General features: G+C 54.8%; 19 protein-coding genes. 12 read left to right on the top strand and 7 right to left on the bottom strand.

Annotation, left to right across the window (positions count from 1 at the left end; genetic code table 11):
* The first annotated feature begins 189 nt into the window (after positions 1 to 189).
* Entirely contained in the window at positions 190 to 657 is a 468-nt protein-coding gene (gene msrB, locus FJ146_11775) for a peptide-methionine (R)-S-oxide reductase MsrB (protein MBM4252642.1), read from the top strand.
* A 100-nt stretch (positions 658 to 757) separates the two neighbouring features.
* Entirely contained in the window at positions 758 to 1,531 is a 774-nt protein-coding gene (locus FJ146_11770; protein ID MBM4252641.1) for a hypothetical protein, read from the top strand.
* Between the two features lie 89 nt (positions 1,532 to 1,620).
* On the opposite strand, the gene FJ146_11765 is transcribed toward FJ146_11770, so the two are convergent.
* Positions 1,621 to 2,655 carry a hypothetical protein gene (locus tag FJ146_11765; GenBank protein MBM4252640.1) on the bottom strand — a complete coding sequence of 345 codons (1,035 nt, stop codon included), beginning with the start codon at positions 2,653 to 2,655 and terminating at the stop codon, positions 1,621 to 1,623.
* Between the two features lie 96 nt (positions 2,656 to 2,751).
* On the opposite strand from FJ146_11765, the gene pepQ reads away from it, so the two are divergent.
* Positions 2,752 to 4,119 (top strand): Xaa-Pro dipeptidase, encoded by a 1,368-nt coding sequence (gene pepQ / locus FJ146_11760; protein MBM4252639.1) that lies wholly within the window; start codon positions 2,752 to 2,754, stop codon positions 4,117 to 4,119.
* On the opposite strand, the gene FJ146_11755 is transcribed toward pepQ, so the two are convergent.
* Positions 4,069 to 5,913, bottom strand: coding sequence for a c-type cytochrome (locus FJ146_11755; protein ID MBM4252638.1), 1,845 nt, complete (start codon positions 5,911 to 5,913; stop codon positions 4,069 to 4,071). The two genes, pepQ and FJ146_11755, sit on opposite strands and share 51 nt — an antisense overlap.
* A 272-nt stretch (positions 5,914 to 6,185) precedes the next feature.
* Between FJ146_11755 and FJ146_11750 the strand changes: the two genes are divergently transcribed.
* Complete coding sequence (locus FJ146_11750) at positions 6,186 to 6,494, top strand: helix-turn-helix transcriptional regulator (protein ID MBM4252637.1); 309 nt, start codon at positions 6,186 to 6,188, stop codon at positions 6,492 to 6,494.
* Positions 6,495 to 6,560: 66 nt separating this feature from the next.
* Here FJ146_11750 and FJ146_11745 read toward each other — a convergent pair whose 3' ends face one another.
* The gene (locus tag FJ146_11745) at positions 6,561 to 9,524 is read right to left on the bottom strand and encodes a DEAD/DEAH box helicase (protein MBM4252636.1); all 2,964 of its coding nucleotides are present in this window, start codon (positions 9,522 to 9,524) and stop codon (positions 6,561 to 6,563) included.
* A 103-nt stretch (positions 9,525 to 9,627) separates the two neighbouring features.
* Positions 9,628 to 12,183, bottom strand: a complete 2,556-nt coding sequence (locus FJ146_11740; protein ID MBM4252635.1) for a hypothetical protein — start codon at positions 12,181 to 12,183, stop codon at positions 9,628 to 9,630.
* A gap of 245 nt (positions 12,184 to 12,428) precedes the next feature.
* On the opposite strand from FJ146_11740, the gene FJ146_11735 reads away from it, so the two are divergent.
* The 3 genes from FJ146_11735 to FJ146_11725 are packed head-to-tail and all read left to right on the top strand — an operon-like array spanning position 12,429 to position 15,942.
* On the top strand, positions 12,429 to 13,250 hold the full coding sequence (locus tag FJ146_11735) for a polysaccharide deacetylase family protein (protein ID MBM4252634.1): 822 nt from the start codon (positions 12,429 to 12,431) through the stop codon (positions 13,248 to 13,250).
* Complete coding sequence (locus FJ146_11730) at positions 13,235 to 14,377, top strand: hypothetical protein (GenBank protein MBM4252633.1); 1,143 nt, start codon at positions 13,235 to 13,237, stop codon at positions 14,375 to 14,377. Before FJ146_11735 ends, FJ146_11730 begins: the two co-directional genes overlap by 16 nt.
* Before the next feature lie 23 nt (positions 14,378 to 14,400).
* A complete protein-coding gene (locus tag FJ146_11725) occupies positions 14,401 to 15,942 on the top strand; it encodes a hypothetical protein (GenBank protein MBM4252632.1) in 1,542 nt (513 codons plus the stop codon).
* A gap of 28 nt (positions 15,943 to 15,970) precedes the next feature.
* Here FJ146_11725 and FJ146_11720 read toward each other — a convergent pair whose 3' ends face one another.
* Entirely contained in the window at positions 15,971 to 16,678 is a 708-nt protein-coding gene (locus tag FJ146_11720) for a sugar transferase (protein MBM4252631.1), read from the bottom strand.
* A gap of 200 nt (positions 16,679 to 16,878) precedes the next feature.
* On the opposite strand from FJ146_11720, the gene FJ146_11715 reads away from it, so the two are divergent.
* The 4 genes from FJ146_11715 to FJ146_11700 all read left to right on the top strand — a co-directional run bounded on the left by FJ146_11715 (position 16,879) and on the right by FJ146_11700 (position 20,882).
* A complete protein-coding gene (locus FJ146_11715; GenBank protein MBM4252630.1) occupies positions 16,879 to 18,249 on the top strand; it encodes a DUF4105 domain-containing protein in 1,371 nt (456 codons plus the stop codon).
* Positions 18,250 to 18,403: 154 nt separating this feature from the next.
* On the top strand, positions 18,404 to 18,775 hold the full coding sequence (locus tag FJ146_11710; protein MBM4252629.1) for a hypothetical protein: 372 nt from the start codon (positions 18,404 to 18,406) through the stop codon (positions 18,773 to 18,775).
* A 9-nt stretch (positions 18,776 to 18,784) separates the two neighbouring features.
* On the top strand, positions 18,785 to 19,879 hold the full coding sequence (locus FJ146_11705; GenBank protein MBM4252628.1) for an NYN domain-containing protein: 1,095 nt from the start codon (positions 18,785 to 18,787) through the stop codon (positions 19,877 to 19,879).
* 31 nt (positions 19,880 to 19,910) lie between these two features.
* A complete protein-coding gene (locus FJ146_11700) occupies positions 19,911 to 20,882 on the top strand; it encodes a hypothetical protein (GenBank protein ID MBM4252627.1) in 972 nt (323 codons plus the stop codon).
* Between the two features lie 8 nt (positions 20,883 to 20,890).
* On the opposite strand, the gene FJ146_11695 is transcribed toward FJ146_11700, so the two are convergent.
* Positions 20,891 to 21,604 carry a hypothetical protein gene (locus FJ146_11695; protein MBM4252626.1) on the bottom strand — a complete coding sequence of 238 codons (714 nt, stop codon included), beginning with the start codon at positions 21,602 to 21,604 and terminating at the stop codon, positions 20,891 to 20,893.
* Positions 21,605 to 21,906: 302 nt separating this feature from the next.
* Here FJ146_11695 and FJ146_11690 point away from each other — a divergent pair, with 302 nt between their 5' ends.
* A complete protein-coding gene (locus FJ146_11690) occupies positions 21,907 to 22,407 on the top strand; it encodes a hypothetical protein (protein ID MBM4252625.1) in 501 nt (166 codons plus the stop codon).
* Positions 22,408 to 22,427: 20 nt separating this feature from the next.
* On the opposite strand, the gene argS is transcribed toward FJ146_11690, so the two are convergent.
* Complete coding sequence (argS, locus tag FJ146_11685) at positions 22,428 to 24,326, bottom strand: arginine--tRNA ligase (GenBank protein ID MBM4252624.1); 1,899 nt, start codon at positions 24,324 to 24,326, stop codon at positions 22,428 to 22,430.
* Positions 24,327 to 24,330 lie beyond the last annotated feature (4 nt).

The raw sequence follows: 24,330 nt of genomic DNA, 5'->3' as shown, positions 1-24,330 counted from the left end.
GAACACGGAAGTCAAGCTCTTCTGCGGCAATGGTACTGCTCTTTTAAGAGTGGGAGAGTAGCACGATGCAGCCTTAAAAAACGAAGCCCCTGATTCCGAAAGGTCTCAGGGGCTTCTTGTTTTTTTTACGCGTTAGGTCCACACTCAGGGCGGCTCTTTTGATGAGAGTTTTGATGAGGACTTAGCACTATGACTACGCGTCAAAGAAATTCCCAGTCATTTGAGAAACCGTCGGCAGCTGAACTCAGGGCGAAACTCACACCACAGCAGTATGCGGTGACGCAAGAGGCAGCGACGGAGCCACCCTTTCGCAACCTATATTGGAATCATGAGGGCGAGGGTATCTACGTCGACATAGTCTCCGGCGAGCCGCTTTTTAGCTCCTTTGACAAGTTTGACTCGGGGTGTGGGTGGCCTAGCTTCTCGCGGCCATTGGAGCATAAGGCGGTTACGGAGCATGACGATCGGTCGCATGGGATGCAGCGCATCGAGGTCAGGTCGCGTCTTGCGGAGTCTCATCTGGGGCATGTATTCTCCGATGGTCCTTTACCAACTGGGCTCCGATACTGCATTAATTCAGCGGCCATACGCTTTATTCCTAAGGATCAACTGGAGGCCGAGGGCTATGGTGAGTGGCTTAGCCTTTTTGCCAAGTGATCGTGTGATTTGACGCAGTTTAGGCAGAGTCGTGGCATTTCCGGCTGGCATCAAGTTTGCTAGGTATTGAGTGTTCCCATTACATCATAAGGAGCGAATCATGAGAGTTCTTAGTCTGACTGGTATCTCCATGGGGCTGGTGTTGGTAAGCAACGTCGCTCTTGCTAACGAGGGTCGGCAGCCGCGTCCTGAGTTAGTGCGTGCACCAGTCGATAAAATTTTCGTACCGCATGGCTTTGACGATAACGACAACGTTGAACTCATTCTCAAAGGTGAGTTCCCCAGCACCTGCTACAAGGCGGGCCCCGTATCGTTCCGGCTTGATCAGGCCAGCCGTAAGATTACCATCACGGCTCAATCCTACCGTGCGCAGCAGACTATATGCGCTGACGTCATGATTAGGTTTGTGCAGCCCGTCCACCTCGGTGTGCTTGATGAGGGCACCTACACAGTTGAATTGCAGGATACGCCGCAGGTGGCTCCACTGCAGCTCAAGATTGAGCGGGCAAAAAAGCCCACTCAAGATGACTATCTCTATGCGCCCGTGGATACGGCAACGGTGCAACGCGATGACAACGGCGACGATGTCTTGCGTATCGAGGGCGAATACCCATACATGCTCACTGGCTGTATGATCACCCGCGAGGTCAAGGCGCAGTATGATGCTAATGGCGTTTTAGTCGTGCAGCCTATTTCAGAGTTTACTGAAGGCGATGAGTGCACAGCACAAAATCAAAAAACTCACTACACGATCAAAAAAGATCTGGGCAAGCTGCAGACGCAAGGTGAATTCTTAATTCATGTCCGGACGCTGAATGGTCTGTCATTGAACTACATCAGTGATCGCAAACCAGCGGCGGATGAGTCTCACTAAGTAAATCCCAAAATGCAGAGCCCCGAGGCACCACGTTTGCCTCGGGGCTTCTTAGTGACTCGAGCGACTCAGCGCAGACTGATGTCTAGTCAGACATGTGCTGCTGGGAACGGCATGGCAGCGTATAGCTCACCTCGCGGTGGGACCACAACCACGGCACTGCCGCTGTGCAGCATGGCGCGGAAGGACATCCGTCCAACCAGCATCGGTCGGGTGTGGAGCAGGCGGTGGCGCCCAAAAAACACGATATCAGGTGCATGGTCAGCAAGGGCAGTATTGAGCTCTCGTTCGACGGGGCCACTGCGGAGATCGTACTCGATTTTGACGCGTTGATCCTCGGCGGCGCGCGCGTATGGCTGAGCTTGAGCACGGAGTTTCTCTTTGCGCGCTTTAATCTCTTCAGCTACCACCTCATCTTCAGAGGTTGGACCAACGCCTCCATACTGGAGATGGGAGCGTTCCTTGATGATGCTCCAGGCATGCCGCAGTTTCTCTTGTAAGTCGGCAAACACGTGTACATGGCGCAGGTGGCAGCCGGGGACACTAGCGGCGAGTTCATAGGCCTTGCGTGTGGCCTCTCTCGTGCCGTCTTGTAGATCGTCTGCTAGGAGCACTCTCAAATTATGTTTAGAGAAATCGAGCGCTTTACTGTGCGGCACCGCCATCACCGGCAGTGGTGCATCGTGCATGAGTGTGAGCGTCGTCGTAAATCCCGAGGCGCCCATGCGGAATGCCTCAGCATCATAGCCGGTCATGATCAAATTAGCGTGACGTGCCGTGGCCTCAGCTATCAGATTTGGCCCGGCCGCACCGACCCGCACCGCGGCAGTGGCGTCGAGTCCATGCTTGGCACTCAACTCCCGGATGAGTTGAGCGAGGGCCTGTTCGCGCTCCTTCACGCGCTGGAGTTCGATCTCCAAATTGACCGGTGGGTAGGCCAGGTAAGCAGGCGAGTCAAAAGCTACAAGATCGAAGGGAATGGGTTCCACGACACTGACGAGATGGAGTTTTAAGCCAAAGCGCCGCGCTAAGGATACGGCTGAGCCAAGAAGTCCTTGGCCCATTTCACTACCCGAAAGTCCAACTACAGCGCACCCTTTAGGGCTGGCGACGGAGGATGTCATGGCAAGTCTCCCCTATTTTTTATGGCCATGGAGCGAGGTCACACTTTAGTATAGAACGCACGTGAGGTCCTACTATAGTCTGCAGTTGCAAACTGTATGCCGCTAATCGAACTTAACTTGCGTGGTATCACGCAGTTTTCGCTGGGGGACGACTTGGCTCTAGCAACTCTTTTTCGCCAACACATTAGCCAGAGACAAAAAACAACTGAAGCCGCACTGCGCGAGTGTCGCTTCGAGGCGCTGGTCATTGGAGCGGGCGCTCTGGTCTATCATGCTGACGACGACCGTACGTATCCTTTTAGGTCCTATCATCACTTCAGCCATTGGTGTCCCCTTAAAGGACCTAATCATATACTGATCATTAAACCTGGGCAAAAGCCGCAATTATTGGTGCACTTACCCGAGGATTTTTGGCACGAGCATATCGATCACAGCGAAGAATCTTGGGTCAGTGAGTTTGATATCAAGGTCTATGCCGAAGAGGAGCTGATCTGGGAGCAAGTCGATGAGATGCCCTACGCTGCCTATCTCGGACCAGATAAAGTTAAAGCGGCTTCCTTAGGCCTAAAGACCGAGGTACCAAACTTGATGGCTAGGCTCAACTGGGAGCGTAGCTTCAAGAGTGAATACGAAGTCAAATGTCTCGAACGCGCGACGAAACGAGCGGCCGTAGGCCATGTGGCGGCACGCGAGGCATTTTTTGCTGGTGGCTCGGAACTCGACATCCACCATGCTTACATCAGGGCCATCAGGTGTACGGATCACTCGCTACCCTATGAGGCCATTGTCTGCCTCGATCAGAAGTCGGCCATTCTTCATTATCAGCGCAAACGTGACAAAACGCGGATGGGTAAGAGCTTTCTGATCGATGCGGGCTTTCAATATAGGGGCTATGCATCGGACATCACCCGCTCCTATGCAGCGGACGAGGCACCAGATGAATTTCGAGCGCTCCTGAGCGGCATGAGTAAACTACAGCAGAGACTCTGTGCCATGATTAAGCCTGGGATTTCTTTTGAGCATCTGCACACGCAAGCTCATTTAGAGATCGCCCAGCTACTCATCGATCATGATATTTTGCGGGGAATTGATAGAGAGCGGGCGGTTGATGAAAAATTGTCGTCCGTATTTTTTCCGCACGGCCTCGGTCATATGCTAGGTCTTTGTGTGCATGATGTCGGGGGGTCGCAGCAAGACCGCGTCGGTACTGTGACACCGGCGACGGGACGCTTCAAGAATCTAAGGACCCGTCGCATCCTCGACGCTGGTAATGTGATCACCATCGAGCCAGGCGTTTATTTTATCAAGATACTACTTGCCCCGCACCGCCAGGGGGCCCTGAGCCAGCACTTTAACTGGCCTCTGGTTGATGTCCTTACGTCTTGCGGGGGTATCCGCATCGAGGACGATGTCTTAGTGACTCGTAGCGGTATCAGAAATATCACGCGCGAGTGTCTGCCCTGAATTTTTTGATGGGCGTCGCCCGTATTGCCACAGCCACACCATGGTCACAAGTAGTACAAGCTGGGCCAGCAGTGTTTCATAGGTGGGAAACACGCCAAACAAGTCCCACCGGAGCGCCAGCCGTGGCGTGGTGATCGTGAGGAGACCTGCTTCCTGCAGAGCGTGCAGCCCCTTACCTGTGAGTATTAAGGCAAGAACCGCCATAATGACTGCGGAGACACCAAACAAACGGCGGATTGGAATACGAGCGCTAAACCGCAGAAGTGCCCAGGATGCAAGAAGGATGACCGCCGTAGTCAGGCCTACGCCGAGGCCCAGAGCAGCTTTGGCCTGCTCACCGCTATCCACCCAAATCGCTCTCAGAAATAGCACAGTCTCGAGCGCTTCTCTAAAAGCAGCGATAAACGAGATCGATGCTAGTCCCAGATGATTTTTTTCTTTGACTGCGCGGCGCACTTTTATTTTAAGAAACTTATTCCAGCGCCCGATTTCGGTACGACTGTGAAGCCAAAACCCCACGCCGAGTAAAACAACCACGGCGATCAGCGAAGTGACGGCCTCCAGCATTTCCCTGCTAGCACCACTGATGTCTAGGAGAGCTCCGGCGCCGAACCAAGCTGCCACACCAATCCCGACCGCTGCCATCCAGCCGGCATGAATCCACAGGGCTGCAGTTTTGGAGTGCATGGCACGTGATACACCAAGCAGCGCAAGGATCATCAGCACCGCCTCGAAACCCTCGCGCAGGAGAATCGATGATGCCGCCATGAAGGCAACGCTTGGGTTCATTTCGTTACCCTGCAGCAATGTTTGAGCGCGATCTAGCTCCGTTTTAGCCTCAGTGATGGCGGTGTCGAGGGCTCCCTCAGAAACGCGTGCCTGGATGGCAGCGCGGACGGCCGCCATTTTTTCCTCTAAGGCTAATGCTGCGGCCGGATCGGATGCCCTCATGCGGGGCTCGATGGGTTCAATACCGTCAAGATAAGCTCTGAGTGCCAAGGCCTTGGCCGTACGGAAGTCCCCTGTTTTGTAGGAGCGGGCGGCACCATCAAGGCTCGACCTAGCCAGATTTAGGGCCTCTGCAGCGTGCGGCGCGGTCCCCTCGTTAGTGGCAGATAGGGTCAACACATAATGGGCGACATTCCATGCGTCCTGGTCACTAAGATGGGGGAGTGCCACCATCGCCGTGCCAGGTATACCCAACTTCACACTGTCGTAGATGTTCATGGCCGCAATGCCGTGCATGCGGTTTTGATCGGCTAGATTGGCCGGAGGAGGATCCATGCGAGGGCCGGTTCCCGCTGTGGCGGGGCCGTCGCCGCGACCACCAGCTCCGTGACAACTGACGCAGTATGTCTCAAAGACGGCCTTACCCTGTGTCACATCTACCGGCGCACTGGGAGCAGTCTGCATGTTGGTGGCCTTGATGACGCGCACTTGCAGACTAGTTGCTAGGCCGGCCACCGTGGTGGCTGCACCCCGGTCGGCAATGGTTTTAGCTAAGAGTTCGAGATCACTGATAATTGATGGATCGCTGGCTAGGTCTGGCAGGGTGCGCGCGACTTCTAGTACGTCGCGGCTGAATTCCTTCTGCTCTGCGAACTCACTCTCCGATAGGACCACACCGTTGGCGCCTACGGCGCCTCCGTAGTCTTTGGCCAGATAGTTTAGGAGATGGACCACCAGGCGCGGACTCCGCTGATCTGGTGCAGCCTCTAATGAGCGAGGCGAAGCTGCCAAAATACATAGAAAAAAGCCGAATACAGCAAAACTGACGAGACGGCGCATGGGCATGTGGTCCTACTCCAAGGGAACCCCCGCCGGGGAGGCGCGGTCAGGGTGAGATTGATAATCGTTATCACAAATTTAACGCGGCGCCAATGGTGCCGCATGTTTATTAGCTGAGTTGGTTTACTGGCCAATTTTTGGTGGGTTTTTTGCCCTAAACCGTTGTTTGTCTGTTTAGCTATGAGAAATTTTGGCACGAGGGTGCAGATGGGCTTTGAGAGTCTAAACTTTTTTGGTATGACGATGCGCTGTATCCAGAATGAAGGACAAGGACGATTATGAAGGCAGAAACAAACGAACATGTGTTAAGGCAAAAGATCGTTGGCCGTTTTCTCCGCGAGAAGCGCGCTAAAGCCGGTCTTACCCAGTGGGACGTAGCCCACCACCTCAAGTACTCGACCGCTCAGTTTGTGAGCAACTGGGAGCGTGGCGTATCGCTGCCACCACTCGAAGTTTTGCCCAAGCTGACCAATCTCTTCGGTATCCCTAACCGGGAAGTGATCGACACCATGCATCACTACCAAGAGCAAGTGTTGAAGCTAACGAAAAAGCAGCTCGTTGACACCTTCCGTCACGGCGCTCGCTAAGTAAATGAAGAGGTGGCACATGCTGCGGCATGTGCCACCCTTTTTATTTTTTGACCGCGCTCAAGGTTAGTCGATGAGTGCCAACAAATCTTCTTTAGTTATGCTGGCACCGGTCATTTTCTGACCGTCGATAGCTGCCGCTGCTAACTGACGCTTGCGCTCCTGTAGCTGCAAGATGCGCTCCTCGACCGTATCCAGAGCAACTAATCTTTGGATCAATACAGGGCGATCTTGGCCTATCCTGTGAGCACGATCCGCCGCCTGATCTTCCGTTGCAGGATTCCACCAGGGATCAGCAATAATCACGTGATCCGCAGCAGTTAGGTTTAGGCCAACGCCACCGGCCTTGAGAGAGATCAGCAGGATTGGTGGCCCATCAGATTTTTGAAAACTCTCAACCACGCCACTGCGGTCGCGCGTACTGCCGTCTAAACGTAGAAAAGCCAGGCCAGCACATTCAAGCGCTGGTTCCATTAGGTCAAGAAAGCCAGTCCACTGCGAAAATACTAGAGTCTTATGGCCATTCTGAGTTGATGTCTGCAAAGTCTCGACAAGCAACGCTAATTTACTCGAGGCCTCGCCACTGACACCTGGCAGAAGATCAGGATGGCACGCAGCCTGGCGAAGCCGCAACAGCGCCTCTAGCGCTGCGATCATGTTGACGCCGTCGCCGTCCCCATTGGGACTCTGAAGTTGCTCGATAATTTCCCTGCGGCTCGCGGCCCGAACGATATCGTAACGATCGCGCTCGGCAGGAGAAAGCTCCGCATAAAGGAGGGTCTCTGTGCGTGGCGGTAGATCGGTAAGCACATCGGCCTTGCGCCGTCGCAATACAAAGGGTGCGATGCGGCTGCGCAGGGCTTCGGTGCGCACCGTGTCACCCTGCTCGATGGGACGTGCATAGCGATCTTGGAAGTAACGCCGATCGCCAAGTAGCCCCGGATTCAAAATGTGCATCAAGCTCCAGAGGTCATCGAGACGGTTCTCTACTGGTGTGCCGCTAAGCCCTAGCTTGAAACCTGCCGCGATTTGGCGCGCCGCCTTGGCCGCTTGACTCGACGCATTCTTCAGCGTCTGGGCTTCGTCCAGCACCAGAGTTTCCCAAGTCACGCCCAAAAATTTAGCTAGATCTAACCTGAGCAGAGCGTAGCTGGTGATCACCAATGCAGCACCGTCGTCAAGACTACGACTGGGGCCATGATAGACGCAAATCTTCAGATCAGGACGAAAACGCTGGGCCTCCTTAGCCCAATTAAAAAGCACGCTAGTCGGAGCCACAATCAAGGTTCTCCGCCCGATCACCGCCAAGGTCTGCACGGTCTTACCAAGACCCATGTCATCAGCAAGCAAGGCCCCTAGACCAAGACCGCGCAGCCAACGTAGCCATTGATAGCCGCGTAGCTGATATGGCCGTAGGGTCGCTCGCAGTGCGGCAGGTGTAGCGGCTGTCAGATCCAGTGCGGCCTCGCCTTTTTGTAGACCATGACAAAAGTCTCTGAACTGGGGCGGGAGTTGCTCAGCGCCGCCGTCAATCGAGGCCGCTAAGTCGGCCAAGTGAGGCCACGAAAGACGCGCAGGCGTGGTTGCGTTCTCACCACGGCAGGCTAGAAAATCAAGTAGCTTATCGCCATGCTGCCGTAGCCAATCTCGTGGTAGCGGGGCGAAACCACCGTCAGTTAAGGGCACCAGACTGTCACCGCGTTGCCAGGCCGCGGCTACTGCGTCTGCGGTGGCATGTTTGACTTCGCCGGGGCTTGAAGTTCCGGCGGCGAACGTGAAGTTTGGAGAGCCTGTCGCAGAAGGCGCATCTCCGGCCCACTCCAAGCGAGGCTCAAGTTTGCTGTACAGACGAAACGCCGCCAGACCGTCACCGCTGATGACGCCAGGAAACCGCGCCAAACGCCCGGCCATCGCCACAGCCGCCTCACCAGATAGCACGACAGGTGCCTCAAGATCCATGCTCCACAGGCGCTGGAGTTGCTCGGTGAGTTCGGCCTCGCGAGCCATGTCGCGCACTGGCACGGTATCACCGAGTGGCGTGAAACGACCTGCACGCAAGCGGGCCAAGGGCTCCCGCCCGTAAGTGATGGCGGCCTCAAGCCTGAGCTGCAACCCTTGCTTCACGGCGGTGATCTCGAGCTCGGGGCGCAGATATTCACGACTTGAAGGCAAATTGCGACTGCGCGTGAGTAACGGCATTTTCGCAGCCAGATCAGGTAGTGTCGTCGCCACAAGATCAGCTAATTCCCGTAGACCAAAAAAACGCCCGTCGCGTACGAGTTCACGCGCGGACGGGCTCAGTTGCGGTAGTATGACCGGTCGCAGCGTACCGTCGTAAAGAGCGATGCCATTATCAAAAAGCTCGGTGATCCCTGGATCTTGAATAATCCGTACCCGGACCCCCGGACCCTCGTCCCTGACCTCGGCGGCAAGTCCTACGGGCTTGGCGTCAATAGTTACAGGTTCCCCGTCTAGCGTGACCTTAAGGGCCGGGGTCATGGCTCGCAGCACAGGCGGTATGACCGCGGCTGGTAGTAGACCCTGCCTGTGATGACCTAGTGCTAGATCCACCGCCATATCGTCCGCAGTCGCCGTGAGACTAGGCCCGGCGACGCGTCCAGAGGTCAGTGCTGCTAACGATACCTGTAGAGGGGTGGCTAAAGCATCGCTTACCACGACGCGCTCAAAGCTGAGGCCGCCTGGGACACGGCGGAAGCGATACTCCAACTGGCCACTGTGCTTTGCCGATTTGGGCAGCGGCTGGCCCGACTCCCACGCGCGCTTCCAAGCGATTACCGCCGCTGTGACATGGGCGCAGGGATCCTCATCACTACCACAAGTGCAGTGCCAATCCTCATCGGCGGGCACTAAGGTCACGGTCGGACTGATTCCTCCAGAACTAGCCACACGCAACTTGATCTCGTCATCAAGCTGCTCGCCAGTCACTGCGTCCTGACGCGCAAGCTCGACACCTTTGGACCACGTGGTCGGGCTGGCACATGCACGAATTTGTTTAAAGATACCGTCCATAACGGTGCTTCTAGCATAAGGCAGGAAAGTCTGGCTAGGGCTACGATGGACCGACGGTTGGTATCAAATTCCAACAACTGCCATCGGAAGTCGGCAGTCTCCTTTACGGTAAGACCGTCACGACCGTCTCGTAAACCGGACTTTGATAACCATCGCTATTTTCGAACTGCACATAAACGGCGTGCAGTCCGGCCGCCGTGGGCAGCGATAGATTTGTCACTGTGGCGGCAAATGGCTGCATGCTGATGGCACCGAGTTGGGGCTGATCGTCGACCACATAGCGCATTTTGGTGACGTTATCGGGCGCCCTGAGATTTAATCTTGCGTCCAAGGCTTCAGCGGCGGTGAGATTGGCGGCACCTTCATTAATCGTCACCGCCACTGCATTCAGTGGGAAAGGATCTAGGACGACTGTGCGCAAATAGGCAGTAGGGCTTAGGGTGGCAATGACCGGGACATTATTTTGATCCACAGTCATAAAGCGGACGTACACATTATGAGCACCGGTTCCACGCAGAACATAAGGCACTAGGGGAATAGCGCCGGTCACGGGATCTGGCACTGGCACCGGAATAATATTGGCGGTTGCGAGTGGCTCTGGCAGACGATCCTCATAAACGATCATAGCGCCACCCAGATATCCCGGTGGAGGGACGACGCGCAACATCACTAGGGATGAGGTGCTCACCAGGGCCGAAGCGCCCGTCAGTGGTTCAGGATTGATGGCAAAGTAACCCGATCCGACTGGTTCGGGATCGATGTCGATGGTCTGTTGGTAGACTGGCGACACATCGTGATCTGCATTCTTGTATTGAACATAAATGGTAGTCACACCACGAGATGTGCGCGGTGTATAAATAAACAGCGGTCGTGGTTCTAACCATGGCACAACGCTGGCCGCGGCCATCGCGTTGCCGGGTGATCCCCAAAGATCCAAGTTAGCGATATTAAGCTGAGCCATCTGCGCACTGTCGATGATGCGAAATTGGGTCGCGGTTGGTGGTATTTTGAGGCGCACCGTTAAATGCGGCGATAACGCAAGTGGTGCGCCGTCGTTAATCAAGAAGCCGCCTAGAGTTGGGTCCGGAAAGGGCTGCACAATGAGTGGATATTTGTAAACAGGACTCACCGCCTGATCGACGGTGCGGAATTGCAAGTACAGCGATTTACTCCCTGTTGAAGTAAAAGTGTAAAAGCTGGTCGGCTGTGCCGCTAGCCAAATGTTGTTGGTGATGGGTGTGTCGGCTTCGAAGATAAGCATTTCATGTGCATTAGCGGGGACGTTGATACTGAGTTGCACGAGTCTTGTGGGGGAAACCGCAGCGCCACCGTTTACCGTGAACACTTGGCCACTAACGACCGGGGGAAACATATTGAGCGTGGCGACTGCCGTATAGGTAGGGCTGACCATGCCGCTTGCATCTAAGTACTGCAAATATAGTGTCTTCGTACCGAAAGCCTGGAGGAAATTGGTAGAGGGATCTCGCCTCAGGGGAAACGGAAATACAAAACTAGGTTGCGGCATCTGCCAAGGCGCGGTTTGCAGCAAATCTACTGACGGAGCCATGCGCATCCTGACGGCTGCGGGCGGCACGTCGACACTTACCGGTGCAACGTTTGAGGTCAGTAGCCCCGATCCATCGCCCAGCACGAGGCCAGTCGTGGCGCCAAAATTGTCCAGCGTCAAGGCTAGTGTGTACACGTCACTAAACTGTTTGCGCCCGGCATCGGCGAATTGATAGTAGAGGTTCGATGCGCCCGTTTTTTGAAAATCGAAATCAAAGCTATCAGATAATTTTTGCCAACTAGCCGTGCTGCTGCCATCGGAAGCTAGCTCTTTCTCATCTGCACTAAAACGGATGTATCTTGCGTCCTCATCTGCAACGACACCGAATGTGCGGGTGTAGGGTTTTCCCTGCTTGACGAGATCGTTGACCGAGATGTCGGTGTCAGGAACGACAAGCCCCCGCGGGCCACCGAGGGGGAAAATCACGAGCGGCTTTTTTAGCTGCCGTTCCTCGCCGGGCTTGACCGTCAAAGCTTGCGTTGCCGCGTGGCTTAAATTTGGTCCCGCGATCACGGCGATGTTACCAGCGGCGACATTTTTGATGACGAATCGTCCGTCATCTCCCGTCGTCGTGACGCTGTGACCAGCGATGACACGCACCCGTGCGGCTGGCTGGCTCTGTTGCTGGGCTTTCGTCATCTGTAGCACCTGACCATGAATGGTTGCTGCCTTTGCGAGCGTCATGGTGGCTAATTCGATGTCCCCGCGCGTTGCTAGGTTGATGGGAGCGCTAGCTGCTTGGAGCGCCTCAGTATCGTCAGAGACAGCGTAAAGGCGGATTGTCTGGGAGCGCAGTTCGCCTTGCAGCTGCGTGAGTGCTGCGGCGTCCAAAGTTACGGTGTATCTGCCGTCTTGCCCCGCCCGGGCGATCGCTGTCGTAGCTGAACCCAAGTAAATCTGGACGCCAGTCTTTGGTGGCTGGTCTGCATCCAAGACGGCACCACGGATGGTTAACGAGGAGGGCGCTGCGTTCACAAAGGAATTCTGTGGCTTGCGCAAACATCCGCTCACCATAACCAATGCAGCAATCAGAGCCCCCACCACTTGGAGTCTGGTCGGTAGCATGCGTAGGTGAAAAGAAAGGCGCGGCATGAATCACTATTCCGCGGCAGGCCCACCGTGGGCAGCCGCTTTGCTCCTAACTGTGCAAGGCCAGTGCCAGGACTTGCGGGAATCATTTAAAGCACAACAAATTCGGCAGATTAGCGACGTTCCCAAGGGGGGGCGATGGCCTTTTCGGTGCCTACAGGCACCACACCTGCTAGAATTTTCGACAGGCACAAGTCCAAAAAATCAAAAGAAGTTTTTCCGATTTTGGCAGATGGAGGCCAGACGCTATGGTGGCAATGCGGACAGTACCGCTCTCGGTGCTCTCGGTGGGATTGGTATGGCTGCTGGCGGGATGTGACTTTTTCTCGGTGGGGAAGACCTGTGCCAGCGGCATTGGGATAAGGTCGCAGGCCTACACCGGCACGTCGCTCGAGGCCAAACAGTTGGCGCTAAGCTTCAGTGGGGGGCCTGGGGACGGCACATTGGCCATCGACGCTGCATTGACGGCGGCTTCGGTGCAGGCGGCCTTTTTTGTGAGTGGTAAACATATCGTCGGTCGCGAGACGACGCTGGCTGCACTCAAAGCGCACGGCCACATCGTGGCTAATCAGGGGTATACGGATAGCCCCCTGGAATCGTCCCTCGACGCACAGCGCGAGGTACGCAAGACCGATGCGCTGATTCAGCCTTATGTTACCGGTAATATATATCTGCTGCGAGCTATCGGTAGTATCAATCTCTCGGATCAAATTGCGCTCGATCTAAACAAGTCCGGTTTAAGTCGGTACGTTGGTCCTATAGGGTGGGATATAGGTGATCAAACGCCCAATCAGGTAGACGACGCATCCTGTTGGCAAGCAGGCACGAGCGTTAGTGACTGCGCCGCTGCCTACCTTGCGGCCATTGAGAAAGCGGATAAGGGTATCGTCCGCCTCCATGCGGACGATGCGCGCAGTGCGGAACTGCTGCAAAAACTGCTACCCGAGCTCAAACAGGCGAACTATCAGTTTGTGCGCCTGGATGCCGTCTCGACAATCCAGACAGCACTTAAATCATCAGGTGCCACGATAGGCGCTGTAGGTGGAGATCAAGGGTGCAGCGACTACTAACAATCTTGTGCCTGTGGCTCTCTGTGACTAAGGCCTACGCTGATCATCAACAAACCAGCCTCGAGCTCAGTTACGAGGGTATGAATCAGAGCTCTAGCGGCGCTCAGGGAATCAACGATGCCTATTGGCATTTTTGGAATCTCAAATCTAACTCGAATTCCCAAGTGCAACGTGGCAACTGGACCTGGGGGCTAGACCTTTCAGGTCAAGCGGGGATAGCACCGCTGGCAGAGGGGCGCTACGCCACGGCCAGTGCCAAGCCCAGTGTCAAAATCGAGGGGCAACGGTTTACTCACCATATGGAACTAACCGGAACATCATCCTATGATTCCACCGGTCTCGAGCGTCGTCCTTTGGTCGAGCAGTGGGACAATCAAACTTTGGGCAGCGACGATAGAAAACGCTACCTTTACGGTGCCGTGAGTAGCGATCATTATCTTGCCATTACGAACCGCAGCAGCATTATCGCCTACTTTATTGCTAGCAGTTTAGATCGCGGTACCAGTATTTTTGAGGCGTACTTTGGTGATGTAGACTTGGAATATGAACTAGATGCCAGAACGAAGATGCGCATAGGCGGCGTGCAGCAGAGGTTTATCAGTGATTTGGTTGATGTGGCTACTGGTGGACCGAAAGCTACCCTCATATATGCACTAAGCCCCACTGCCAGCCTAGAGGCAAAAGGCGGTGTGCTCATATTCGAGAGCGATAGCGGACCCTCAGAGACCGGCACAGCTGGTCTGACCTTGGCAAACTACGGTGCTACAAGTTCATGGCGGATAGGCTGGCAACGTGGCGTGACTAGACCACTCGGCAGTTTAGTTGTCACTGTAAGTGATGTCCTGACAGCTAAAACCAAATACCTCCTCACCCCGACACAGGGTATTGAGGCCAATGTGGAATATCGTGATGAAAGCTGGGTGCAGGGATTTGCAGGCCGGACACCGGCGGCTAGCGCCTCTGGTGGCATTCGCTATGCGTTTGAACCCGCGATTGATCCCCAATTTGGTATTGCTCCAGCTGGATATAAATTCGCTGTGTCTTTCAACGGGGAATATATCCAACTTAAAGACGGTGTTGATGCGCAGAGACAAGCTGTGCGTCTCAGTGTTGAGCGTGTTTTCTGATGGTGAGCAAAAGGGACTTAGCAATGATCTTACGCGTTTTTTTACAGCGAACTCTCCTAATCAGCGGCCTTGTGTGCGGCGTTACTGAGGCGGCGCTTGCGGCGCCTTTAAACTGTGGCCGCCAGAGTTTGGACAGCTACGTTGCGGCGGCCCAGGTGCTGAGTGTCGCCGCCACTAATGAGGGTGCTAGTCTACTCCAGTGTCCAGCCTTGCAGGAGCAAGTGGTGCAGTGGCAGGCATTTTTACTAAGTATGACGGGAAACCAAACAGCTGCACGGGCATTAGATGTCAAGCTCACTGGCGCGAGTCAGGCGGATCCATTCATCGCTAAGGCTAAAGCTGGTGATTATTATAACTTGCTCCGTCAAGTAGACGCGCATGATGTCCGCTACGCAAATAACGCCGATGCCTTACTTGTGCTAGCACGGTCGCTGACGCGCAAAGGGCAGTTTGGTCGGGGGCGAGACATTTATCAAACTTACTTAAAGCTCAGACCTGACGACGACGACGTCACGGCGGAACTCCTCTATTCTTGGATTTGGCAAGGTGACCTCGTCGCGGCCGATGTTCAGTTTACCGCGGCAAGTCGTTGGCGCAATCGGCCAAGTTTTGCATCCCAAGTTCAACGAGGCCACGATTTAATCCATAAATTAAGGGGTCAACCATCAACCCAGTCGGATCCCATAGCGGTCGCGTCTAAATCTGATGGGACGTTGGTAGCGGGGGCAGGAGCCCATGCCATCAGCGACGTCTATCTGCGGCACACAGCATTTGCCGCATATAATGGATTAATCGACGTCCGCGTCGCTGGTCATCAAATTGAAGATTTGGCCCTAACGCAGGATCTGGAACTCGCCAGCGAAGCGTCCGTTGGATTCACTCTCAATAAGTCTACCTCTTACAAACTCGCAGCGCATATAGGGTACTTTAGTTTAGGGGACTCAAATATTTTCGGCGATCTGAGTGGCACCATAGCACTCAAATGGCAGAGCCAGCTGACTTTAGGTGGGTATCGACGGCCACTCGCACTGCTGTTGCCACTGACGAGCGATGCGTCGGGATATATGCGCGATGCCATCTATATCGGAGGCAAGCTGACCCGGTACGCTGAATTTCACATCGAATTGCGCAAGGAAGAATATTATGCGCCCCATGAATGGGACCAATTGCTTTTTAAATGGCCGTTCGTGGAATCCTCTACTGATGAAATCACGCTAAGACTACCGGTTCAGTATTTTAATCAGCCGCAGCCCAATCCTGAATATGACACTTATGAAGTTACGACACTCGTTGGCGCCGGCATGGGTTGGCGCCGGCAGTTAGCCAATGGCTGGGATGTGACACTAAATGGCGACTATTATCTCGTGTTCATGACGCCCCGCATGGGTGGTGCTGACGCAGACCAAACGGGCTTGTTATTAGCTGAGGGCGCCGTCAAAATTCCGTTCAACGAATTTTGGGCATTAAATGCGACGGGACGTTTGGCGCTTGCCCTCGATCCCGAGTACGTCCGACGTCGCGGCGAGGTGAGTCACGTTACTTTGGGATTGAGCTACAGCCATTAGGTGCTGTCCTCAGTATTTAGACTGAGGATCAATAAGCACCGTCGGCATTGATCACAACGCGAATGGTCTTCCAAATTAGAGTGAGGTCTAAACCTAAACTCCACTGTTCGATGTAGGCAATGTCGAGTTTCATCCATTCGTCAAAACTCAAATGACTCCGTCCCGATATTTGCCAAGTGCAGGTTAGGCCGGGTTTCACAGCGAGCCGCCGCAGGTGCCACGATTCGTAGTTGAGGACTTCCTCAGGCAAGGGCGGACGGGGACCGACCAGGCTCATGTCTCCGGTGATCACATTAAACAATTGCGGTAGCTCGTCGAGACTGTGGCGGCGCATAAACCTCCCGACGCTCGTGATGCGAGGGTCCGACTTCATTTTGAAGATGGGCCCATCTTTTTCGTTAAAAAGCTGCAGCGATGATTTGATGGCGTCGGCATCGGTGATCATGCTGCGGAACTTGTAGAGTTTGAAAATTTTGCCGCCCTGACCGACGCGCCGTTGTACGAAAAAAATTGGACCGGCCGCATTGGCTTTAATCGCTACGATCAGCGCTAGCATGACGGGGAGAGCAGCAAGGAGAATTGCTCCGCCCAAGATTAAGTCAACTAACCGTTTAGCCATGGCGTCGCTGCCCGGACGATGAGCGGTGCCGATATAGGGTTGCAGCGTGATGATTTTGTCGACCTGGCTGGGTAGGGCCTGGTTTGGGGGTATTGGATTGACATCACCATCGATCATCGGGGTATTCCTTATTCCTCAGCGCAGCGCCCAAAGGCGCCCTACCTAGGGAGCAAGCCCCATGCCACCGAGGTGGTCTGCGGTGATGTGATTAACCAACTGATGTTGATGGGGAATTTCCCGTGCTGGGAAGACTGGCTTTGGCCTCGGAGAGTGGCTAATCTATTGACGATTGTTGTAATGCTAACTGGGGAGGCATCGTGCATTTAGGACTGGCGCCATTGATAGCCTGGTGTGTAGGAGTGAGCCTCCTGGCGGTCGCGGGTCGACCAGCACAAGCCGCGGAAAATCAAACAAAACCTATTTACTATGTGCCGCAAGTTCCGCAGGACATGAACGATCTAGATTTCTACCTGATGACGGGTGGTCCAGGGTTTGAGGTGAACGACCGGTTCGGACATACAGCCATCAGGGTCGTGAACCGCGCCGAGGGCACCGATGTAGCGTTCAACTGGGGTAAGTTTTCCTTCGATGATCCTGGTTTTTTATGGAAGTTCTTTCGCGGTCAGCTTGATTACAGCATGGGTGTCAGAACTTTCGAGCGCGACGTCGCCTTGTACGGCGAGATGGACCGTCGCGTCGTCATGGATCATCTCAATCTGACCCCGCAGCAAAAACATAAACTCATGACAAAAATTGCTTGGAACGCGGTTCCGGAGCATCGGCAATTTTCTTACCAATATTGGTATAAAAACTGTGCGACGATACCGCGAGATTATCTCAACGATATTCTTGGCAATCAGCTTTACCAACGTTTGGCAACACAGCCAACCCAGCGCGTCTTTCGTGACTACGTAAGGCGCAATCTAGCTTACGCGCCGTTTATTGTTCCACTGCTTGATGTGCTGATGAACAGTAATATCGATCGCCCGATTTCTGCCTGGGAGGATATGTTTTTGCCGCATAATTTGCGTCGATGGCTACTCACTATGCCGGCCTTTGATGACCAGGGGCAACCCATCCCGCAGCAGAAGCTGCTGAGTGATGAACGGGTATTACTCGATCATCCCGAGGTGTTTAAGGCGCGCTTTAATGATTTCTTGGCTCTCACCTTACCGGTGACGCTGGGCCTGGTGTTTGCCGTGGCTGTGCTTGTACTAAGACCGCGGCGCGAGATCTTGGCCTACCGGGCGATCGGAGTGGCTACGTGTTGGTGGGCGCTCATCAGCGGTCTTTTGGGTACAACTTTACTGCTTAACTGGTTTTTCTCGGGGCACCCGGACGGTTGGCATAACGCTAATCTGATGCTGTTCTGGCCAACGGACTGGCTTTTTCTGGCGACTGGATGGCACATGTTACGCACGGGAAATCCACGGGTATCAAGCGGGCTGGTGCGACGCTACGGGCGGCCCTATGCCTGGGCGCATATGCTGAGTCTTCTTGTGCTCACTGGGTTAGGAGCATCGCAGATCATCGTCCAAAACGTGTGGCAGGTCGTGGCATGGTTTGGTGGAGCCACCATGGCTGTGATGTCTGTGCTACTGATCACGAGCTTGCCCGTCCCTAACGCGGTCACGGCGGCCCCGGCGGCGGAGCGCACGATGGTGAAGGCAAGGAAAACAGTAGCCTAGCGTAAAGCCTGCAAGGATGATGATTAGCCCACGAATTCAGTGGCTTGCCCGCTCAGGCGGGAGGCCGCTGCCGACCGCAACCGTAAAGCTGTGCGGGTTTTCGACCGACCGAATAAGGAAGCGGAAACTTATTTAGCTTGACGGGTGGGTATGCATGCGTGATTTTAACGACCGAGTGCACCAGGCGCTGGCAATTTATCTCAACCAAGGGCGTGCCGCACTCGCATCGTTACTCGATGTGGAGAGTGAAGATTTTTTCGCTCTTATGAGCCAGCGCGAGGCAGCCTATCAAAACTTCTGTGCCCTAGACGGAGCCGCTCAAGTGGTTCCTCTGGATGAAGAGTCGAAATATCAGGCCCGGCGATTATGGCAAGAAGTGGATATCATCAACCGGACGTTATTTGGCCTGATGACAGATGTTCAGGCCCACGTGAGCGGCGGCTTACGCAAAGTTCCTCAGCGCGCCCGCAAAGAGCGCCAGAGGTCACCTTCGCTCCGCGTCATTAGGGCCGTTCAGGAAGGATAGTTTAGCTCTATGCGAGCGGCAATTTTCATTGACGGCGGCTACCTGCTCAAGCAAGTGCAGGATGCACGCCTCACCCCCGATTATCGAAACCTGGCAGCGTATCTCCTAAAACCGCTTAGACGTAACGTACAGTTAGATCTGATGCGCTGTTACTTTTATTACTGCCCGCCCTGGATGTCGGAGCGACCGACGGAGGCAGAATTGCGCCGTATGGCTGCTCACGAGCGCTTTATGGCGGAACTGCAAGAGCAATGTGATCGCTGGCAAGTAAGGCTCGGCAAGCTCGAGCGTCGCCGCGACGGTGACAAAGAGGTGTTTGCGCAGAAGCGAGTCGACGTGCAACTGAGCGTCGATATGGTACAGCACGCTGCCGCTGGGCACATCCAACATGCCGTACTAGTTGCCGGTGACAGTGATTTTATCCCAGCAGTGATTGCTACCAAGCAGTCGGGAGCCACGCTAACATTATGGTGTGACAAAGATAGGTCGGTACACCGGGATTTGATCCTCCATGCGGACGAGGTCCATTACATCGACTGGCGTCATTTCCCTGGGCGGAGAATACAACCACCCCCAGTAGCACCAGAACCGCAGCCTTCTGTTCAACCACAGCAAGCAGAGGTAGGGGCGGTAGTTCCTGCGGAGTTGCCGGTGGTATCAGAGGACGCGGGTCCCAGCGATGCCCAAGAAGCGCTTCAGGTCGAGGGCGGCACGCGGGCGTCAGGCAGCGGTGGCCGGTCCCGGCGGCGACGCGGACGGCGTCGTGGGGGGTCAAAACCTCAGGATAATCAGCAAAGTCCAGAAGTTCCAGGCGGCGGGGAGTCCCATCGTGAGCCAACGGGTCCTGCAGCGGTGGTCGAGGTCACTACGCAGCCGGAGCCGGCAGCCGTTGTGGCGGTGCCGGCGCCGTCTCCGTCAGATCCAACTCTCGATGTGGCTGCCGCGGTGGCGCCTAGCCCTGATGCAGCAGAGGCACCGGCTGCGCCACGGCGGCGCGGCGGTCGCGGCGGGCGGCGACGCAAGAGTCCCGCTGGAAGTACCGGCGGAAATAACTCGGGCAATCCCGATGGAAATTCCTCTGGAACTCCACCCGTGGCAGAATAGGCCTTAGCTGTTCATCGGGTAGGTGGTCATTATGCGCACGACAAAACGACGTTTGATTTGGGCCATTGTTTTACTGGCAACCTTAGTGGGCGCGGCAAAATTGCGGCAGGAAATTTTGCGAGTGCCACGTGTACGCGTGGGTTCGCTGCACGCTGACCTTCCGGCAAAGCAGACGATGCGCTTTTTTGCCCTTGGTGACACTGGCACTGGGGGACCCGAGCAGCTCCAGGTGGCCGCTGCTATGAACGCACGCTGTCGTGAAATCGGTGGTATTGACGGCATTTTTCTACTTGGTGACAACGCTTACCCGATCGGCGTGTCATCTGTGCACGATCAGCAGTGGCAGGAAAAAGTCCTAGGTCCCTATGCAGCTGACTGTTTAGGTCAGGCCAAGGTTTATCCCGTACTCGGCAATCATGATTACAAGGATAATCCATCCGCGCAGATTGAGTACACGCTCGTCGAACCACGTTGGTATCTGCCCAACCGCTTTTACAGCGTTAATTTTGGTAACCTTGTGAAGCTGGTTGCGCTCGATTCAAACGTGTCGGAGTTGTGCTTTAACCCTGCCTTTTGTGGCATTGATTTTATGCATGACAACCTGTCTCAGGACGACACCAAATGGACTGTAGTCATGGCCCATCATCCGATTGCTAGTTCGAGCGACCGCGGTTTTTATTATCAGGGAGGGTTGCGCGGTATTTGGCTGAGGCCTTACCTATGTGACCGTGCGGATTTTTACCTGTCCGGTCATTCCCATCATTTGGAGCACCTGCACCCAGAGGGATGCCGTATGGATATCTTCGTTGCCGGTGGTGGCGGGGCTAATCTCAATCAACCGCTGAACCCGGCCCATGAAGCAAGTAAGTTCGCGCGCAGTACGCATGGATTCCTTGATCTGGAGTTTAGTCCTGAAATGGTGAACGCCCGCTTTGTCGCGGGCGATGGCGCCGAACTCTATTCTGTGACTAAGCCTATCTCCTCTAAAGCCTCGTCTAATTAAATATTTGTTTATAGGCTTTTCCCGGCGCAAGGATTTTCGCCGGCCGATCCACCCAGATTAGCGAAAGCACCGCCGGTGTTGGCGGCTACCCAGGCGAGAGCACGGGCTTCTTCAACGTCTTGCGTGCTCTCGTTTTCACCGACCCAAAGGATGTGGATTTTGATTTGTGAGCCGCGCGCGATTTCAATGACTTTCTGGGCCCGCGGTGGCGTCAGAGTCGCTCCGTTGCGCGCCACAACCACCATATCGACACCCCGCTGAGCGCTCGGGATGTAGCGCAGTTCGCCGGTTGAGAGGGCTAGAGTGATGTTATTGCCGATGCCCATCGCTTCGCCAATCATGCCGGATAGAGCCAAGTAGCCCTCGTCCTTTTCCGCCGCAGGAAGCCTTGCGATGTTGCGAATCTCAGCAACCTTCATGAAATCGGTGGCACGACCAGCGCGAAACTCCTGCATCACCTCGGCGGTAGCGCCCGTGGAAAGGAGGGCTGTATGCATCTTGTCGAGACCGTTGGAGGCCGCGAAATTAGTGAACGACTGGGTGAGTCTCGTGCAGAACTGCGTTTTATCAACCACGCGCAGCGGCAGAGACTGGCGTTGCTCTTGAGGTTTCTGCTCAACTGCCGGTGCGGCTTGAGGGTTGGCGGCTACCCCGGAGCTGAACGAAAGTCCGGTGAGAGCAAGCACCGCGATGGCCATCGAATGTTTGTTGATGTTGATCATGGTCCCTATCCCCTGATTTGAGAGTTGCGCGAGTCTTTGTAGGGATTGTTGCAAAGCCCAGGCCAGGTTTTTAAAATAGCGGTTTCAGATGGTTAGCCGTGTGCGATGCGTCTAACGATTAGACATTTAGCGGCATCTGTTTAGAGGATGGGCATGCCGGACTTAACCATGCGGATGGTTTAACTTTTGTAAAGAAACGGTCAATGACCGCAGTTGATGATTAACGTTTCATTAGTTGTTTAACTTTGGAGGCCGATCCTGTATAAACAATTTCATGTGACTTAAGTGTAAGGACCCCCGCAATGATCATATTCCAAACAGTCGGATGCGGATGTGCCGGCGGCCTGAAGATCAGCGCCGGCGTTTTGGATGGTGGCGACTCGTCGGCCACGACGTTCCGCACCAACGAATATATTCACCGGCTCAATCGAGCGCTCCAGGCTGAGATGCGCGCCTATGCAACCTATACTGGGTCGCTGGCTCATCCCCACGACAACCACGATTGGGATCAACACGCCGATCATCATCAGCAGGCATCGCGCGACTTGGTGCGCCTCATCATCGGCAACCGCGGCATACCGGAAGATCGCACCGCGCTCAGTTTAGGTCTGACAGAAAAGTTGGTGAAGCTGTGCACGATGGTGCCAACTAAATTGACCGACAAGGTAAGCGCATCGACACTGCGGCGCATGGAATTGGGGCTGGTGCTGCGTTACCGCAAGCTGATCAAGATGGCACCCGCCAGAGATCGGCCTGATCTCCAGCGGCTCCTCAAGTCCACAATGCAAATCGCTGCACGCTAATCGCATCTGATTACATCTGATCACATGCGCTCGGGCGGTGTAATGCCTAGTAGCGCCAATCCGTGTTTCAAAGCGTCGCCAAATGCAGCCGTCAGCGCGAGTCTGGCTGCTGCTAGCTCGCGTGTATCGGCCTTCAAGATGGGTGCATCGACGTAGAAGCGGTTGAACGACTTGCACATATAAAAGAGATGCGTCGCCAACATACTTGGCTTGCAATGCTCACATGCGGCGGTGACCACTTGATTAAAGTCGAACAGATAACGCAGGAGCTCATGTTCTGATGCCATTTGCAGCTGACTCGTGGCTAAAGTCAAATCAGGGGCCAAGCCTTGCTCTTTGGCTTTACGTAGGATCGAGCGCGTGCGCGTGTAGCTGTACATCAGATATGGACCGGAGTTGCCCTCGAAGCTAAGCCAGTCCTCAAGATTAAACACAATTTCTTTCACTGGATCAGTCGCAATCATGCCGTATTTGATCGCGCCATCGCAAAGACGGTGTGCGGTCTCCTCGATCTCTGCATCGGGCCATTCACCTTGGTACTTGGCCAGGATCTTGCCTAGATGTTCAAGCATCATCTGGCGCAAGCTGACAAACGATACAGCGGTGCCGTCGCGCGACGACATTTTTCCCTCGGGCAGCACGACCATGCCGTAGCTTAAGTGGAAGCACTGTTTAGCTTGGGGGAACCCCATAAGCTCAAGCACTCTGAAAACTTGGCGGAAATGATGGTTCTGCTCATCGGCGACGACATAGACATTGCGATCAATCGCGTAGTCTTCGAACTTACGCTTAGCAAGGGCAAGGTCTTTCGTTGCGTATAGCGTGTTGCCGTCAGATTTGCGCAGGATACAAAAGCCGAGTTTGAATGGTTTTAGATCTACCCCGACGGCGCCTTGATCCAGAGCGAATACGCCTTTTTCTAAATATTGATCGACAATGGTCTGCGCTGCCTCAGATACTTCGGACTCGTAAAAGAGCACGTCAAATTTAACATTAAGCCACTCGTAGATAGCAGCAAAGTCGTCGAGCGACCACTGACGTGTCGCCAGCCACTCTTGGTAGACCTGACCTTGACGCTGCTCAATCTGCCGGTGGACGGTGGAGATTGCGGCGAGTAGCTGTGTCTTGGTGTCGGGATCCGCCGCTTCAAGTTCGCGTTTGGCAGCGACATAAATTTGGCCCAGCCATTCGCCGCGTTTGGTGCTTGGTGGGGTGGGCTTATGACGCGTTAAGTAGGACAGCACGGTAGCAATATGGGTACCGTCGTCGCCGAAGTAGTTAGCGCTCACGACTTCGTAGCCGCAGTAGCGGAAGAGATGCACGAGGCTATTGCCTAGGCAAACGTTACGGCCGTGACCTACATGGAATTCCTTGTGGGTATTGGGCTGGGAAAACTCAATCATCACGCGCTGGGTGCGGTTGGCCTCGATCTGCGTGAGCGCCTGAAACATACTGCCATCGGCGATACCGGGAAGCACTGCGGCCGCTAGTTTTTGCTGGTTCACAAAGATATTCAAAAAGGCACCGACGGCGGCAGTACGCGCCAGCCAGCCCTCAGCTTTAAGCGCAGCCGCCAACGCGGCAGCGACTTCCTGCGGTTTCTTGCGCGTGTCTTTGGCAAAGCGGAAACACGGCAGCGCATAGTCGCCCAGCTCGCGCTCGGGCGGTTGCTCCAAGAGGCGGCCGATGGCGACAGGTGTGAAATCGAGCTGACCCCCATCTGGCAGCAGATGCAACAGCGCGCTGTGCAGTCTCTGGCCGAGTTCAGCGCGGCAGGCGTCGAGTGGGTACTGGGTCCATGTGGTTGCCATGTTGGTGCTCCGTCCGAGGTCGCTTAGTCCCATCAGGATAACTCCCTGACAGGTGATTCCCATCATATTTTCTGCACTTAGGCTCGAGATCCGACCTGACTTTGACATGTCG

Source organism: Deltaproteobacteria bacterium (genome assembly GCA_016874735.1).
Lineage (GTDB): Bacteria > Bdellovibrionota_B > Oligoflexia > Oligoflexales > CAIYRB01 > CAIYRB01.
The sequence above is the reverse complement of the archived record's forward strand: the minus strand, read 5'-3'. Positions and strand labels throughout refer to the sequence as shown.

Excerpts from the sequence above, each read along its gene's own strand:
- FJ146_11770 (MBM4252641.1), top strand. The coding sequence starts at position 758 with ATGAGAGTTCTTAGTCTGACTGGTATCTCCATGGGGCTGGTGTTGGTA.
- FJ146_11695 (MBM4252626.1), bottom strand. The coding sequence starts at position 21,604 with ATGATCAACATCAACAAACATTCGATGGCCATCGCGGTGCTTGCTCTC.
- FJ146_11725 (MBM4252632.1), top strand. The coding sequence starts at position 14,401 with ATGATCTTACGCGTTTTTTTACAGCGAACTCTCCTAATCAGCGGCCTT.
- FJ146_11705 (MBM4252628.1), top strand. The coding sequence starts at position 18,785 with ATGCGAGCGGCAATTTTCATTGACGGCGGCTACCTGCTCAAGCAAGTG.
- FJ146_11765 (MBM4252640.1), bottom strand. The coding sequence starts at position 2,655 with ATGACATCCTCCGTCGCCAGCCCTAAAGGGTGCGCTGTAGTTGGACTT.
- FJ146_11750 (MBM4252637.1), top strand. The coding sequence starts at position 6,186 with ATGAAGGCAGAAACAAACGAACATGTGTTAAGGCAAAAGATCGTTGGC.
- FJ146_11740 (MBM4252635.1), bottom strand. The coding sequence starts at position 12,183 with ATGCCGCGCCTTTCTTTTCACCTACGCATGCTACCGACCAGACTCCAA.
- FJ146_11755 (MBM4252638.1), bottom strand. The coding sequence starts at position 5,913 with ATGCCCATGCGCCGTCTCGTCAGTTTTGCTGTATTCGGCTTTTTTCTA.
- argS (MBM4252624.1), bottom strand. The coding sequence starts at position 24,326 with ATGTCAAAGTCAGGTCGGATCTCGAGCCTAAGTGCAGAAAATATGATG.
- FJ146_11690 (MBM4252625.1), top strand. The coding sequence starts at position 21,907 with ATGATCATATTCCAAACAGTCGGATGCGGATGTGCCGGCGGCCTGAAG.
- FJ146_11745 (MBM4252636.1), bottom strand. The coding sequence starts at position 9,524 with ATGGACGGTATCTTTAAACAAATTCGTGCATGTGCCAGCCCGACCACG.
- msrB (MBM4252642.1), top strand. The coding sequence starts at position 190 with ATGACTACGCGTCAAAGAAATTCCCAGTCATTTGAGAAACCGTCGGCA.
- pepQ (MBM4252639.1), top strand. The coding sequence starts at position 2,752 with ATGCCGCTAATCGAACTTAACTTGCGTGGTATCACGCAGTTTTCGCTG.
- FJ146_11720 (MBM4252631.1), bottom strand. The coding sequence starts at position 16,678 with ATGATCGATGGTGATGTCAATCCAATACCCCCAAACCAGGCCCTACCC.
- FJ146_11710 (MBM4252629.1), top strand. The coding sequence starts at position 18,404 with ATGCGTGATTTTAACGACCGAGTGCACCAGGCGCTGGCAATTTATCTC.
- FJ146_11735 (MBM4252634.1), top strand. The coding sequence starts at position 12,429 with ATGGTGGCAATGCGGACAGTACCGCTCTCGGTGCTCTCGGTGGGATTG.
- FJ146_11700 (MBM4252627.1), top strand. The coding sequence starts at position 19,911 with ATGCGCACGACAAAACGACGTTTGATTTGGGCCATTGTTTTACTGGCA.